Annotated in this window: 14 protein-coding genes; 10 read left to right on the forward strand and 4 right to left on the reverse strand. The window is 67.0% G+C overall.

Translation table 11 applies throughout. The features are described from left to right. Window positions 1–2,028 (forward strand): GGDEF domain-containing protein (locus KYG_RS02815; protein WP_008903308.1); only part of this gene is annotated, 2,028 nt, incomplete at its 5' end. A 69-nt stretch (window positions 2,029–2,097) separates the two neighbouring features. Beyond that, window positions 2,098–2,988, forward strand: a complete 891-nt coding sequence (locus KYG_RS02820) for an NAD-dependent epimerase/dehydratase family protein (RefSeq protein ID WP_008903309.1) — start codon at window positions 2,098–2,100, stop codon at window positions 2,986–2,988. Between the two features lie 69 nt (window positions 2,989–3,057). On the opposite strand, the gene KYG_RS02825 is transcribed toward KYG_RS02820, so the two are convergent. Genes KYG_RS02825 through yghU form a run of 3 tightly spaced genes read right to left on the reverse strand, consistent with a single transcriptional unit; the run spans window position 3,058 to window position 5,123 of the window. Further along, entirely contained in the window at window positions 3,058–3,558 is a 501-nt protein-coding gene (locus KYG_RS02825; protein WP_008903310.1) for a flavodoxin family protein, read from the reverse strand. 7 nt (window positions 3,559–3,565) lie between these two features. Next, entirely contained in the window at window positions 3,566–4,198 is a 633-nt protein-coding gene (locus KYG_RS02830; protein WP_008903311.1) for a glutathione S-transferase family protein, read from the reverse strand. 22 nt (window positions 4,199–4,220) lie between these two features. Then, window positions 4,221–5,123, reverse strand: a complete 903-nt coding sequence (gene yghU / locus KYG_RS02835) for a glutathione-dependent disulfide-bond oxidoreductase (RefSeq protein ID WP_008903312.1) — start codon at window positions 5,121–5,123, stop codon at window positions 4,221–4,223. Window positions 5,124–5,322: 199 nt separating this feature from the next. On the opposite strand from yghU, the gene KYG_RS02840 reads away from it, so the two are divergent. Both KYG_RS02840 and KYG_RS02845 read left to right on the forward strand, forming a co-directional pair. After that, window positions 5,323–6,177 (forward strand): isocitrate lyase/phosphoenolpyruvate mutase family protein, encoded by an 855-nt coding sequence (locus KYG_RS02840; RefSeq protein WP_008903313.1) that lies wholly within the window; start codon window positions 5,323–5,325, stop codon window positions 6,175–6,177. Further along, window positions 6,164–6,514 carry an NIPSNAP family protein gene (locus KYG_RS02845; protein ID WP_008903314.1) on the forward strand — a complete coding sequence of 117 codons (351 nt, stop codon included), beginning with the start codon at window positions 6,164–6,166 and terminating at the stop codon, window positions 6,512–6,514. Before KYG_RS02840 ends, KYG_RS02845 begins: the two co-directional genes overlap by 14 nt. Before the next feature lie 23 nt (window positions 6,515–6,537). On the opposite strand, the gene polA is transcribed toward KYG_RS02845, so the two are convergent. After that, complete coding sequence (polA, locus tag KYG_RS02850; RefSeq protein ID WP_008903315.1) at window positions 6,538–9,336, reverse strand: DNA polymerase I; 2,799 nt, start codon at window positions 9,334–9,336, stop codon at window positions 6,538–6,540. Between the two features lie 141 nt (window positions 9,337–9,477). Here polA and KYG_RS02855 point away from each other — a divergent pair, with 141 nt between their 5' ends. From KYG_RS02855 to KYG_RS23180, 6 genes are all read left to right on the forward strand, one after another. Then, window positions 9,478–9,894 (forward strand): hypothetical protein, encoded by a 417-nt coding sequence (locus KYG_RS02855; protein WP_008903316.1) that lies wholly within the window; start codon window positions 9,478–9,480, stop codon window positions 9,892–9,894. 58 nt (window positions 9,895–9,952) lie between these two features. Continuing rightward, window positions 9,953–11,167 (forward strand): serine hydrolase, encoded by a 1,215-nt coding sequence (locus tag KYG_RS02860; RefSeq protein WP_008903317.1) that lies wholly within the window; start codon window positions 9,953–9,955, stop codon window positions 11,165–11,167. Between the two features lie 53 nt (window positions 11,168–11,220). After that, entirely contained in the window at window positions 11,221–11,580 is a 360-nt protein-coding gene (locus tag KYG_RS02865) for a hypothetical protein (protein ID WP_008903318.1), read from the forward strand. 106 nt (window positions 11,581–11,686) lie between these two features. Beyond that, on the forward strand, window positions 11,687–12,637 hold the full coding sequence (locus KYG_RS02870) for a homoserine kinase (protein ID WP_008903319.1): 951 nt from the start codon (window positions 11,687–11,689) through the stop codon (window positions 12,635–12,637). 127 nt (window positions 12,638–12,764) lie between these two features. Further along, entirely contained in the window at window positions 12,765–13,619 is an 855-nt protein-coding gene (locus KYG_RS02875; RefSeq protein ID WP_008903320.1) for a BPSS1780 family membrane protein, read from the forward strand. Continuing rightward, window positions 13,573–14,376 carry a hypothetical protein gene (locus KYG_RS23180; RefSeq protein WP_008903321.1) on the forward strand — a complete coding sequence of 268 codons (804 nt, stop codon included), beginning with the start codon at window positions 13,573–13,575 and terminating at the stop codon, window positions 14,374–14,376. The genes KYG_RS02875 and KYG_RS23180 overlap by 47 nt, the downstream gene beginning before the upstream one ends. Window positions 14,377–14,523 lie beyond the last annotated feature (147 nt).

The raw sequence follows: 14,523 nt of genomic DNA on the forward strand, positions 1-14,523 counted from the left end.
CCTGGCATCACCCTGCCCCTGGAGTACGGCACTCCATTCGACGACGTGCTGCGGCGCATCGCTGGCACGGGCGAGATCATCGACGCCGAGCAGGGCATTGACGCCTGGCTTGCCAGCCGCATGGCCCGCCACCGCGCGCCCTCCGGCCCCCAGGTGCAGCAGGTGCGCGGCGACCGCTGGATGCGGCTGACAGAACGCGCCCTGGAGGGCGGCGGAGTCGTCATCCTGCGCACCGACATCACCGACACCGTGCACCGCGAGCGCGCGCTCGAACAGGCGCTGCAAAGCGCCGAACGCGCCGAACGCAGGCTGCGCGAGGCCGTCAACGCCATGCCGGCCGGGCTGGATATCTACGATGAAAACGACCGGCTGGTGCTGTGCAACGACCAGATGACCCGCTGGCGTCCGCACCTGCCGGTGGACGAGTCGCTGGGCAAAACCTACGAGGAGCTTTTGCGCGACGGGCTGCGCCACGGCATCCCGGAAGTGGCGCAAGGCCAGGAAGAGCTGTGGCTGGCGCACGAGATGGCCCTGCGCGGCCACCGCTCGGGCCCGGAAATACGCCACTACCCCAACGGCGTCTGGATGCACATGCACGAACGCCGCACGCCCTCGGGCATGACGGTGTGTGTGCGGCTGGACATCAGCGACCTGATGGAGCAGCGCCAGAAGCTCGAAGCCGCCCGCCAGGAGAGCCAGCGCGTGTGGCAGCTGCTGGAACGCGCGGTCGAGGCGCTGCCCGTCAGCATCGAGATCTTCGACGACCAGGACCGGCTGGTGCTCTACAACCAGCAGCTGTCGCGCATGTACCCGCACATGAACTACGCAGAGCACCTGGGCCTGCAGTTTGTGGACATCCTGCGCTACTCGGTGGACCGGGGGCTGATCCCCTCTGCCCACGGACGGGAGGAGGCCTGGATCGCCGAGCGCATGGCCGAGCACGGCAACCGCAAGTCCAACCTGGTGCAGCGGCTGGCCGACGGGCGCTGGATCAACATTTATGAAACCCGCACCCCCGAGAACTACGTGGTGGCGGTGCGGCTGGACATCACCGACCTCATCGAGCAGCGCGAGGCCCTGGAAGCCGCACAGCTAGCGGCCCAGCAGGCGCGCCAGTTGCTGCAGGACGCGGTGGAGGCCCTGCCCGAGGGCTTTGCGCTGTTTGACGCCGACGACAGGCTGGTCATCTGCAACGCCCAGTACAAGCTCCTGTACCCCATCTCGGCGCCCATGATGGTGCCGGGCAGCACCTTTGAGGAGATCACGCGTTACGGCGTGGAGCGCGGGCAGTATCTGGACGCCATCGGCAACGAAGAGGCCTGGCTGGCAGAGCGCATGGCCGCGCACCGCGAAGCCCGGCAGGCCATGCTGCAGCGCCTGCCCGAGGGCCGCTGGGTGCAGGCCTACGAGCGGCGCACACCGCAGGGCGGCACTGCCGGGGTGCGCACCGACGTGACCCAGCTGGTGCGCAAGGAGCAGGAGCTGGAGGCCGCCAACGCCAAACTGGCCATGCTATCGACCACCGACGGCCTCACGGGCATCGGCAACCGGCGCCGCTTTGACGACCGCCTGGCCACCGAGTGGCTGCGGTGCGGGCGGCACCACATGCCCCTGTGCGTGATCCTGATCGACATCGACCACTTCAAGCTCTACAACGACCACTACGGGCACCTGGCCGGCGACGAATGCCTGCGCCGCGTGGCCCAGCTGCTGCAGGCTTGCACCCGCCGCGCCGACGAGGTGGCCGCCCGCTTTGGCGGCGAGGAATTTGTGCTGCTGTTGCCCGACGTGGGGCGGGCGGCGGCCGTGGCCGTGGCGCAGCGCTGCATGCAGAGCCTGCACGAAGCGGCGCTGACGCACGCTCACTCGCCCACGGCACCTGTCATCACGTTCAGCATGGGCATTGCCAGCATGGTGCCGCGTGCAGGCGCGGCCTCTGACACACTGGTGCAGGCGGCCGACGCAGCCCTGTACCGCGCCAAATCCGGCGGGCGCAACCGCTTTGAGGTCTTTGACCCGGAGCCCTGAATGCGCTTGAGTGCGCCCTGAGTGGGCACTGCGTCTGCCCGGAACTGCAATATCACAAGGCATTTGCGCATGAACATCCTGCTGACCGGCTCCACCGGCTTTATTGGCCACACCCTGCAAGCGGCGCTGCAGCGCGCGGGCCACACCGTGCACGGCGGCGTCTCGCCGCGACAGCGCACGCTGCTACCCGGCCAGGTGCCCATGGATTTCGCCCACGACACCACGGCCGCCGCCTGGCTGCCGCGCCTGGCGGGCATCGACGCCGTGGTCAACGCCGTGGGCGTGCTGCGCGACACGCGCGCGCGCCCCATCGACGCCGTGCACCGCGATACGCCCATTGCAATGTTCGACGCCTGCGCCCAGGCGGGCGTGCAGCGCGTGGTGCACATCTCGGCACTGGGCATTGAGGGCAGCAGCACCCGCTACGCACAGACCAAGCTGGCGGCCGAGGCGCACCTGAAAAATCTGGCAGCGCAAGGCAAGCTGCGCCCGGCCATCCTGCGCCCCAGCGTGGTGTACGGCAAAGGCGGCGACAGCAGCGCCCTGTTCATGAACCTGGCGCGCCTGCCGGTGGCGCTGTTCCCAGGCCCGGTGCTGGACGCCCGCGTGCAACCCGTGTCGGTGCACGACCTGGCCGCCGCCGTGGTCGCCCTGCTGGGCCCCGCGCTGAACCAGACCGGTGTCATCGACTGCACCGGCCCCGAAGCACTGCCCATGGGCGCCTTCATCGCCAGCCTGCGCCAGCAGCTGGGCCACCGCCCCGCCACCGTGCTGCGACTGCCAGGCCCCATCACCACCCTGAGCGCGCGCCTGGGCGACGCCGTGCCGCAGTCGCCCTGGTGCAGCGAAACCCTGGCCATGCTGGGCAGCGACAACGTGGGCAACCCGGCGGTGTTCGAGCAACTGCTGGGCCGCAAGGGCGTGCACTACAGCCAGCTGGTGGCCACCGCCTGGCGCTGACATTTTTCAGGCCAAATCGGCCTCCAGCGCTTGATGGTAAAGCGCAAGCAGCTATTAATTTAGTAGCAACTAAAACACCCCCAGCGCCAGCCCGGCCGCCAGCGCCTCGCCCAGCGCCCGGCATTGCGCCAGGTCTGCTTCGCCGATCGGCTTGGACGCCAGAATGGCCTCGGGCGTTTGCGCGTGGGTGCACACAATCAGCGGCTCGGCCACAGCCTTCAGCCGCCAGCCGGTGGCGATGCGCGCAATCTGCCGCGCGGCGTTGCTGCCGTCGCTGCCCGCGCACACCAGGCTGGCATAGGGGCGGCCGTTGACCTGGTCGAGCACCGGGTAATAGCTGCGGTCAAAAAAGTCCTTGAGCTGCCCGCTCATCGCGGCCAGGTTCTCGGGCGTGGCAAACACATAGCCATCGGCCGCCAGCACATCGGCAGGCCCGGCCTGCGCGGCGTGCAGCAGGCGCACCGCACAGCCCGCCTCGGCCGCGGCACCCGCGCGCGCCGCCTCGGCCATCTGCCGCGTGCCACCCGTGAGCGAGTGGTACACGATCAGCAGGGTCTTGGCTCCGCTCATGACGAAATCAAAGCGCCATCGACGGCCGCGCCGCCATGGCCGCACGCCAGCGCAGCAAGTGCGGGTGCTGCTCGCCCGGCTTGTGCTTGACCACGCGCGCAAAGTCCACCGCCACCACCGCCGTGATGTCGGCCACGCTGAAGCGGTCGGTGGCAATGAAGTCGCGGTCCGCCAATCGATCATTCAACAGATTGAAAAACTGCCCCACGCGCACCAGCCCCCGCTCGGCCAGCGCCGGTATTTGCGGATAGTCCACCGCGCCGGGCAATGCCCGGTTGGCCATGGCGGGCGCGCTGTTGCGCAGCGCCTCGGCAATGGCCTGCAGGCCCTCAAACTCCATGCGCCAGTTCCAGCTGGCGATCTCGGCCTTTTCGGCGGGCGTCTCGCCCAGCAACGCGGGTTGGGGGTAGCGCGCCTCCACATGCGCGGTGATGGCCGCGTTGTCGGTCAGCAGCAAACCGTCTTCAGTGCGCAGGGCGGGCACCGTGCACTGCGGGTTGATGCGCCGGTAAGCCTCGCCCAGCTGTTCGCCACTGCGCAGGTCCACCTGCACGGTGTCATGGGCAACGCCTTTTTCAGCCAGCAGGATGCGCGCGCGGCGCGGGCTGGGCGCCGTGGCGCAGTCGTACAAAGTGATCATGGTGTGGCGCCTTGCAAAGCAGTCAGGGGGTGGGCGATGAAGAGGCGGCCGCCGCTTCGATCTTGTCCTGCGTCTTGGTGTCAAAGTCGCTGGCGTCATGCCGCTCGCGCAACTGGCTGGCCAGGTCGCCCTGCACGCGGTTCACCTTGCGCCCCCGCTGCACCGCCGGGCGCTTGGCCACCTGCTCGGCCCAGCGCACCACGTGCGTGTATTCGTGCACCTGCAAAAACTCGCCCGCGTTGTAGGCCTGCCCTTTCACCAGCAAGCCATACCAGGGCCAGATTGCAATATCCGCCACCGTGTACTCATTGCCCGCCACGTACTCGGTCACGGCCAGGCGCTGGTTCAGCACATCGAGCTGGCGCTTGGCCTCCATCGCATAGCGGTCAATCGCGTACTCGATCTTGACCGGAGCGTAGGCATAGAAGTGCCCAAACCCGCCGCCCACAAACGGCGCACTGCCCATCTGCCAGAACAGCCACGACAGGCACTCGGCCCGCGCCGCGCCATCCTTGGGCAGGAAGGCGCTGCCGAACTTCTCCGCCAGGTACATCAGGATGGCGCCGGACTCAAACACCCGCACCGGGTTGGCGGGGTCGGTGCGGTCCAGCAGCGCGGGGATCTTGGAGTTGGGGTTCACAGACACGAACCCGCTGCCAAACTGCTCGCCCTCGTTGATGCGGATCAGCCACGCGTCGTACTCCGCCCCGCTGTGGCCCAGCGCCAGTAGCTCTTCCAGCATGACCGTGACTTTCACGCCATTGGGCGTGCCCAGCGAATACAGCTGCAGCGGATGGCGCCCTACGGGCAGTTCCTTGTCATGCGTGGCACCGGCAACGGGCCGGTTGATGCTGGCGAATTGACCGCCGTTTTCTTTGTTCCATTGCCAGATGGCGGGGGGGGTGTAGGGGGTAGGGGTGGACATGGGGGCTCCAGGCGTCAGAAACATCAGGCGAGGTGGCTTGCGCACCACGGGACCAGACAAGTTTAGCCACGCGCCCTTTTTCCTGCCGGGCCCGCGCCATCTGCACAGCGGCCGGGGCACAGGTCCGGATCCGGCCAGACGCCACTGCCCCGCGCCCCTAGCCTCGGCGCTCCTTCATTTCCATATCCGGACCCCACCCATGCCCAGCTCTCTGGCCGCCCTGTTTCGAGACCTTCACCACCGCCGCGACATGCTTTTCCTGCCCAACGCCTGGGATGCCGCCAGCGCCCACCTGCAGGCCAGGGCGGGCGCCCAGGCCGTCGGCACCTCCAGTGCCGCACTGTGCTGGGCCCTGGGTTACCAGGATGGCGGCACGCTGCCGGTGGGCGAGCTCATGGCCGCCATACGGCGCATCACACGCACGCTGGGCGTGCCGCTGACCGTGGACATCGAGGACGGCTACAGCAACAGCCCCGAGGCCGTGGCGGAGCTGGCGGCCGACGTGGTCGGCTGCGGGGCTGCCGGCATCAACATCGAAGACGGCGCCGGCTCGAGTGAGCTGCTGGCCGCAAAGATCAAGGCCATCCGGACCCGCACGGGCGCCGCGCACCCCTTCATCAATGCGCGCACCGATGTGTACCTGAGATCCCTCGCGCATCCGGGGCCGCAGGCGGTTGCGATGGTGGCGGCCCGGGCCCACACCTATGCGCAGGCCGGGGCAGATGGGCTCTTCGTGCCCGGGCTGGTGCACGGCGCAGAGATCGGGCAGATCGCCGCGGCCACGCACCTGCCACTGAACCTCATGCTGCTGCCCGGGCTACCGGATGGCACCCGGCTGGCCCTTGCGGGCGTGAGCCGGCTCAGTGCCGGCCCGGCGATGTTCCTGTCGGCCTATGCTCAGCTGGCGGCAGACACCGCCGCATTCCTGCAGTGCGACACTGCGGACATGCTCCGGCGCGCGCTGCCGTTCTCCAGCGTGAACGGCCTCTTCCCCGCGCAGTCGGCGCCCCTTCGCTCCCACACAGCAACATCGATACCCCATGCGACTCGTTGAAATCCTCTCCTACCGGCTGAAGCCCAGCGCCGCCCCCGCCTTCCATCAGCTTGTCAGCGAGCAGTCTGCACCGCTGCTTCGGGCGTGGGGCACCGACGTGGTGGCGCATGGCATTTCCACCCACGAGGCAGATGCCTACTTTCTCATCCGTGCCTACAACGACCGGGCCGACCTGCAGCAAAGCCAGGACCGGTTCTACGCCTCTGCCGCATGGCGCAGCGGGCCGCGCGAAGAGATCGTGGCAAAGATAGAAAGCGCCCTGAGCACGCAGCTCTGGCTGTCCGACGCCGGGGTGGAAGACCTGCGCGCCCACAACAGGGACGCCCCGGCCGGCTGATCCCTGGCGCAGATACCCCAGGGTCAGTGGGCCTTGTCCCAGTTCGCCCCCACCCCCACCTCGGCCAGTAGCGGCACCTTCAGCGCCGCCACCTCCGCCATCAGGCGCGGGATGTGGGTCTTGAGCCAGTCCACTTCGCCCTCGGGCAACTCGAATACCAGTTCGTCGTGCACCTGCATGATCATCTTGATGTCCGGCTTGTGGGCATCCAGCTCCTTCTGCACGGCCACCATGGCCAGCTTGATCAAGTCTGCCGCCGTGCCTTGCATCGGTGCGTTGATGGCGGCGCGCTCGGCCCCGGCGCGGCGGGGGCCGTTGGGGGAGTTGATTTCGGGCAGGTACAGGCGGCGGCCAAACACGGTTTCGACATAGCCCATGGATTTTGCGGCGGCCTTGGTGTCGTCCATGTACTGCTTAACGCCGGGGTAGCGCTGGAAGTACTTGTCGATGTAGGCGGCGGCGGCCTTGGTTTCTATACCCAGGTTCTTGGCCAGGCCAAAGCTGCTCATGCCGTAGATGAGACCGAAGTTGATGACCTTGGCGTAGCGGCGTTGCTCGCTGGTGACCTGGTCCACCTCCACCCCAAACACTTCAGCGGCGGTGGCGCGGTGCACGTCCAGCCCGGCGTGGAAGGCGTGCAGCAGCGAGTGGTCGCCACTCAGGTGGGCCATGATGCGCAGCTCGATCTGGGAATAGTCGGCACTCGCAATGACGCGGCCTTCGGGCGCTACGAAGGCCTCGCGCACGCGGCGGCCTTCCGGCGTGCGGATGGGGATGTTCTGCAGGTTGGGGTCGTTGCTGGACAAGCGCCCGGTCACAGCCACGGCCTGCGCGTAGTGGGTATGCACGCGGCCGGTGCGTGGCAGCGCCAGTTGGGCCAGCTTGTCGGTGTAGGTGCCTTTGAGCTTGACGAGGCTGCGGTGCTCCAGCAGCTTGGCGGGCAGGGGGTAGTCCTCGGCCAGCTTTTCCAGCACTTCTTCGTCGGTGCTGCGGGCGCCTGTCGCCGTCTTCTTCACCACGGGCATGCCCAGCTTGTCGAAGAAGATTTCGCCCAGCTGCTTGGGGCTGCTCAGGTTGAAGGGCTGGCCTGCAATTTCGTACGCCTCGGTTTCGAGCTGCAGGATGCGCTGGCCCAGCTCGTGGCTTTGGGCGGCCAGGGTGGGGGCATCAATCAGCACACCGTTGCGTTCGATGCGGTACAGGGCCTCGCTGCTTTGCATCTCCAGGTTGTAGATGAAGCGCAGTTTCTCGTTGGCCTCCAGCAGCGGCCACAGGGCGTTGTGTACGTCCAGGGTCTGGTCGGAGTCTTCACACGAGTAGGCGGCGGCCTTGTCCACGGGCACTTGCGCAAACGGGATCTGGTGCGCGCCTTTGCCGCACAGGTCTTCGTAGCTGATGCCTTTGCGGCCAGTGTGGCGCTCGGCCAGGCTGGTGAGGTTGTGGGGCTTGTGCACTTCGAGCACGTAGCTTTGCAGCATGGTGTCGTGCGCGTAACCCTGCACTTCGATGCCGTGGTTGGCAAACACATGGCGGTCGTACTTGATGTGCTGGCCCAGCTTGTGGTGCTTCGCGTCCTCCAGCCAGGGTTTGAGGCGGGCGAGTACCTCGTCCATCGGCAGCTGCGCAGGGGCGTCGGGCCCCACATGGCGCAGGGGGATGTACGCGGCCTCGCCGGGCTGTACGCTGAAAGAGATGCCCACGATCTGCGCGCGCACTTCGTCCAGCGAATCGGTTTCGGTGTCCAGCGCCACCAGCGGGGCCTTGTGCAGTCGCGCAAGCCACTGGTCAAAGTCCGCCCAGTTCAGGATGGTGTCGTACACCACAGTGCGCTGCTGGGCCTCTTCGGCCACGGTGCTGGCGGAATGGTCAGCAAACAAATCACCGCTTTGGCCGGGCATGGCGACGGTGGGGGCGGTTACGGCGGGGGCGGCTGCGCCCTTGATGGCGCTGGCTAGGCCCTTGAAGCCGTATTTTTCGTAAAACGGCAGCAGGCCCTCGTTGTCGGGCGCGTCCAGCGTGATGTCGTCAAACGCGGGCAGGCCGGGGATGTAGTCGGCCAGCGCGCAGTCGGTCTTCATGGTGACGAGCTGGCGGCTCAAGGCCAGCTGGCCGCTGGCAATCGCCTCACGCAAGTTGTTGCCTGCCACGCCCTTGATGGCGTCGGCGTTGGCAATCAGGTTGTCGAGCGAGCCATATTCCTCCAGCCACTTGGCGGCCGTCTTGGGACCTACCTTGGCAACGCCGGGCACGTTGTCCACGGTGTCGCCCACCAGCGCCTGGTAGTCCACCATCAGCGCGGGCGGCACGCCAAACTCCGCCGTCACGCCGGCCACATCGCGGCGCTTTCCGCTCATGGTGTCGATGATGGTGATGTGCTCGTTGACCAGCTGGCTCAAATCCTTGTCGCCACTCGACACAATGACTTCAATGCCTTGTGCGGCTGCTGCGTTGGCCAAGGTGGCGATCACGTCGTCTGCCTCCACGCCGGGCACGGCCACCACCTTCCAGCCCAGCAGGTCCACCACCTGGTGAATGGGCTCGATCTGGCTGCGCAGGTCGTCGGGCATGGGCGAGCGCGTGGCCTTGTATTCGGTGTACAGGGCGTCGCGAAAGGTGGGACCCGAGGCGTCGAACACGCAGGCGGCGTAGTCGGCGCGCACTTCTTTGCGCAGCGCCTGCATCATGTTGATCATGCCGCGAATCGCACCCGTGGCAGGGCTCGTGGAATCGCCCGGCACGGCCCGCAGGTCGGGCATGGCATGGAAGGCGCGGTAGAGGTAGCTGGAGCCGTCCACCAGCACCAGGGTCTTTTTGTCAGTCATGGGCGGGATTGTGCACACGAAGCCGCCGCCAGCGGGCACCGCGCTGCCAGGCACCCTGCCCTGCACAGGGCCTGAAAACCTGCAAAATGTCTCCCGGCGCCCTGCCACACGGCGGCTGCCATTCCCAAAAAAAGTTCTCCCATGAAAAGACTGCTTGCCTTGCTGTGCGGTGCAGCATCAACGCTGGCCCTTGCCGCGCCGGAGTTCAGCAACGTCCCTGCGCCTCTGCAAAAATCCCTCGCCCACCACGGGCTCAAGACCGCGCAGCTGGACAACAGCGTGCTGCGGCTGCGCATGGACAAGCCCGAAGTCACCGAGCTGGTGTATGCCACCTTCATCTACCACGGCTTCTGCGCAGAACAGTGGCGCAGCCCCGAGCGCTTTGCCGGGGTGCCGCTGACGCGGGTGGAGCTGCTCAACACGAGCGGCACCCAGGGCTACGCCTTCAACGTGCGCGGCAATGTCTGCGAGCAGATGGGCCAGATGGGCAAGAACTACCGCAGCCTGATCACAGAACACACCGTCAAGTGCGAGGGCGGCAGCTGCCCCCGCCCATGACGCGCCGCCTGCGGGCCCTTTCGGCCCCTTTCTTTTTCGCCTTTCAGGGAGTGCACTGTTGAAAACCCTTCAGAAATTGGCCCTGGGCACGCTGGTGGCCGTGGCCGCCGTGGGCACGGCCGGCTGGTTCAGCCTGGACAAGGAAACCCGGGGCCTGCTCAAGACTGTGCCCACCAACCGCGACCTGCTGTTCTGGAGCGACGCCCAGCGTGATGCGGCATTCCGCGCGCTCGACCGCATCAGCCTGCTGGCCAAATGGAACACGGCCCAGCCTGCGGCAACTGCGCGTGCGCTACCGGCGGGCGAGCCGCTGAAGATCGACATGGATGTGGATGCCTACATGCAGGAACACCGCGTCGCGGCCCTTGTGATCCTGCAAGGTGGCAAGCTGCGACAGGAACGCTACGGGCTGGGCTTTGACGGCGACGGCCGCTGGACGAGCTTCTCGGTCGCCAAATCCTTCACTTCCACGCTGGTGGGTGCGGCGCTCAAGGACGGCCACATCAAGAGCATGAACGACAAGGTGAGCGACTACCTGCCGGACCTGAAAGGCTCAGCCTACGACGACGTGAGCATCCGGCAGCTGCTCACCATGACCTCGGGCGTGCAGTGGAACGAAGACTACGGCGACACGAACTCTGACGTGGCCAGGTTCAACAACCACAAGCCCGAGCCTGGTGTCGAGGCGTTGGTGAGCTACATGCGCAAGCTGCCACGCGCTGCACCGGCCGGCTCGCGCTGGCTCTACAGCACGGGCGAGACCAACCTGATCGGCCTCGTGCTGGAAGCCGCCATCAAGAAGCCACTGACCCAGTACCTGCAGGAAAAGGTATGGCAGCCCGCCGGCATGGAGCAACAGGCCACATGGCTGCTGTCCAAGACCGGCAAGGAAATCAGCGGCTGCTGCGTGCAGGCCGCGCCGCGCGACTATGCGCGCCTGGGCCAGTTCATCCTGGAGGGTGCCAGGGTGAATGGCCAGAGCATCCTGCCCGACGGCTGGCTGGAGGAGGCTACGCACAAGCAGGCGGACATCGGCGCACCTGGCCGTGGATATGGCTACCAGTGGTGGACCTACGACAGCGGCGCGTTTGCCGCCCGCGGCATCTTCGGCCAGGGCATCTTCATCGACCCGAAACGCCAGCTCGTGATCGCCTCCAACGGCAACTGGCACAAGGCGGGCTCAGCGGACAACCCGAGCTATGCCGCGCGCGAGGCCTTCTACGCTGCCGTGCAAAAAGCCGTGGACGACGAGGCCCGCGCCCCGGCGCAATGACACACGGGCGGCCCCAGGAGCCTGCCGCACCTGTGCCGCCCTACAATCGCCCGATGCGCGCTGTTCACCTCCTTTTGCTGCTGGGCATGGCCTCCAGCCCCGCCCTGGCCCAGAATTCTGGTCAAAATGCCCCGCAGGGCAATACAGAAAAGCGCGAGCAGCTACAAGATCCGGAGCAACTTTCGGGCCGCGGCACCCAGCGCACCGAGCGCATCCAGATTGAAGACGCCGGCAGCCGTGTGGACGAGCTGCGCGTGGGCGGGCAGACACAGACCATCTCGGTGCAGCCCAAGACGGGCAGCATGCCCAGCTACGAAGTGCAATCCCCCGACGGCGCACGCAGCCGCGCGGGCAGCAACAGCGGCGCCGAAACCACCACCGCCCCCCGCGTCTGGAACGTGCTGAAGTTCTGAGCCCCGGGCCCTCGGGCCCGAGTTTCATCGCTGCGCCGCAGCGCCCTCCCCGCACGCCACGGCGTGCCGTCTTTTTCACCCTTCCTTACTTTCGATCCCTTGAGCGATGGCCGTCTTTACCGAAGTCTCCCACCCAGAGGCGCGCGAGCTGCTGCGCCGTTTGCAGCTTGGTAAGCTGGTAGAGCTGCGCGGCATCGAAGGCGGCATCGAGAACACCAACTACTTTCTGACCAGCGACCAGGGCGAGTTCGTGCTCACGCTGTTCGAGCGCCTCACGGCTCAGCAACTGCCGTTCTACCTGTACCTGATGAAGCACCTGGCGCACGGCGGCGTGCCCGTGCCCGACCCGCGTGCCGACAAGAACGGCGACATCCTGCACACCGTGTGCGGCAAGCCCGCCGCCGTGGTGAACAAGCTGCGCGGCAAAAGCCAGCTGGCGCCACAGGGCGCGCATTGCGCTGCCGTGGGCAGCATGCTGGCACGCATGCACCTGGTGGGCCGCAGCTTTGACCGCCACCAGCCCAACCTGCGCGGCCTGCCGTGGTGGAACGAAACAGTGCCCGTGGTGCTGCCGCACATTGACGACGCGCAGGCGGCGCTGCTGCGCTCCGAGCTGGCCTACCAGAACCATGTGGCCTCGAGCGCGGGCTACGCCGCCCTGCCCCGCGGCCCGGTGCATGCCGACCTGTTCCGCGACAACGTGATGTTCGAGGGCGAAGCGCTGACGGGCTTCTTCGACTTCTACTTTGCCGGTGTGGACACCTGGCTGTTTGACCTGTCCGTGTGCCTGAACGACTGGTGCATTGACTTGGCCCAAGGCACCCACGACGCCGGGCGCGCCACGCGCATGCTGGACGCCTACCAGGCCGTGCGCCCGCTGACAGCGGCCGAGCGCGAGCTCCTGCCCGCCATGCTGCGAGCCGGGGCGCTGCGGTTCTGGATCTCGCGCCTGTGGGACTTTTACCTGCCGCGCGAGGCCTCCATGCTCACCCCCCACGACCCCACGCACTTCGAGCGTGTGCTGCGCGCCCGCATTGCCCACCCTGTACACCCATAGTCCGGTGAAACAGGGAAATCGGCCGCTGGGGTAAATTCCAAGCTGTTGCGCGGCCCGGGCGGTTCCTTATCCGGCTGCCCTGTGTGCGCAGGCGCAGGCCCCACCACACCTCTTTTCGTACGTATTCATGAAACTCAACATCGTCTCCGCCGGCACCGGCATGGCCTGGGTCAAGCTTGGGGTCCGAACGTTCTGGCGGCAGCCCATGGCGCTGGCCGCGCTGTTCTTCATGACCATGGCCGCCATGTCGCTGGCCTCGATGGTTCCCCTGGTGGGGCCGGCCATTGCCCTCATGCTGCTGCCCTCGGCCACGCTGGCCATGATGGTGGCCGCCGCGCAGGCTTCACAGGGCAGCTTTCCCACACCTGCGGTGCTGCTGGTGGCGTTTCGCACCGGCCAGCAACGCCTGCGTGACATGCTGGTGCTGGGCGCCCTGTATGCGGTGGGCTTTCTGGCTGTGATGGGCCTGTCGGCCTTGATCGACGGCGGGCAGTTTGCCAAGGTGTACCTGGGCGGCGCCCAGCTGACCAAGGAAGTGGCGGAAGACCCGTCGTTCCAGAGCGCGATGTGGCTGTCGATGGTGCTGTACCTGCCGCTGTCGCTGCTGTTCTGGCATGCACCGGGGCTGGTGCACTGGCACGGCGTGCCGCCCGTCAAGGCGCTGTTCTTCAGCATCGTGGCGTGCGTGCGCAACTTTGGTGCGTTCCTGGTGTACGGCCTGGGCTGGATGGGCGTGTTCCTGCTGGGCGGGCTGGTGGTGGCACTGGTGTCGGCAATGCTGTCGATGATGGGGCTTGCAGGAACGGCGGCGGGCGGCATCATGGTGGGGGCCGCACTGATGATGGCGGCCATGTTCTTCACGTCGGTGGTGTTCACCTTCCGTGACAGCTTTGAGCCCCCTTCGACGCCTTCGAACCCCTCCCCCGAGGTGCCACATGAACCACCCGCCGCCGACGCCCCCCCGCCTTCTGGGCCGAACTGACGAGGAACTCCAGTGGTGGCGGCGGCGCAGCCTGCTGCAGGCAGCCGCAACGTGGCTGGCCGCCGGTGGCTGGGTGGCCGCCCAGGCACAGTCGGGCCGCCCCATCGTCGAGCTGCGCGGGGAGGTGCTGCGCAACGGCCAGGCCTTGGCCACCGACGACCGCATCGAGGCCGGTGACCGCATCGAAACCGGCCCCGGCGCCACGGCCGTCTTCGCCGTGGGCCAGAGCGCTTTCATGGTGCGGCAGAACACGCGCGTGGCGCTGGAGGGCGACACACCCGCTGCCGTCAAGGCGCTTCGCCTGCTGACTGGCGCCGTGGCCAGCGTGTGGGGGCGGGGCACCGACCGCCAGATCATCCTGCCCACCGCCACGGCAGGCATTCGCGGCACCGGTGTGTATGCCGAGGTGTTCCCCGAACAGGACTTTCGCGGCTATTTCTGCAACTGCTACGGCACCGTGGAACTGGCCGCAGGCAGCGAAAGGCTGGTGAGCGAGTCGGTGTACCACCAGTCTTTCTGGGCCGAGCCCGCGCCGCGCAACGGGCGCCTGCTGACGCCTGCTGGGGCCATCAACCACACCGACGAAGAGCTGGAGTTTCTGGCCAGCCTCATCGACCAGCGCACCACTTGGCAGATTTCAGGCCGCAAGGGCACCAAGGATGGCAGCGGGCAGACGGGATACCCGGCAACCCCCGTCAGCCCGGCGCTGCCGCCGCCGGCCTCACCTGCACCGGCTCCAACGCACTACAACAACTAGCGCCACCAGCAGTGTCTGCTGCAGTATTTTTCAAGCCAAAATAGGCCCCAGCGCTTGATGGTATTGCGCCAACAGCTATTTTATTGATAGCAAAAAAGAAAAACCGCTTTGAACCCGAGGGTCCAAAGCGGCGCGGCACTGCGCCCT

The sequence above is a fragment of the Acidovorax sp. NO-1 genome, from assembly GCF_000238595.1.
GTDB lineage: Bacteria > Pseudomonadota > Gammaproteobacteria > Burkholderiales > Burkholderiaceae_C > Acidovorax.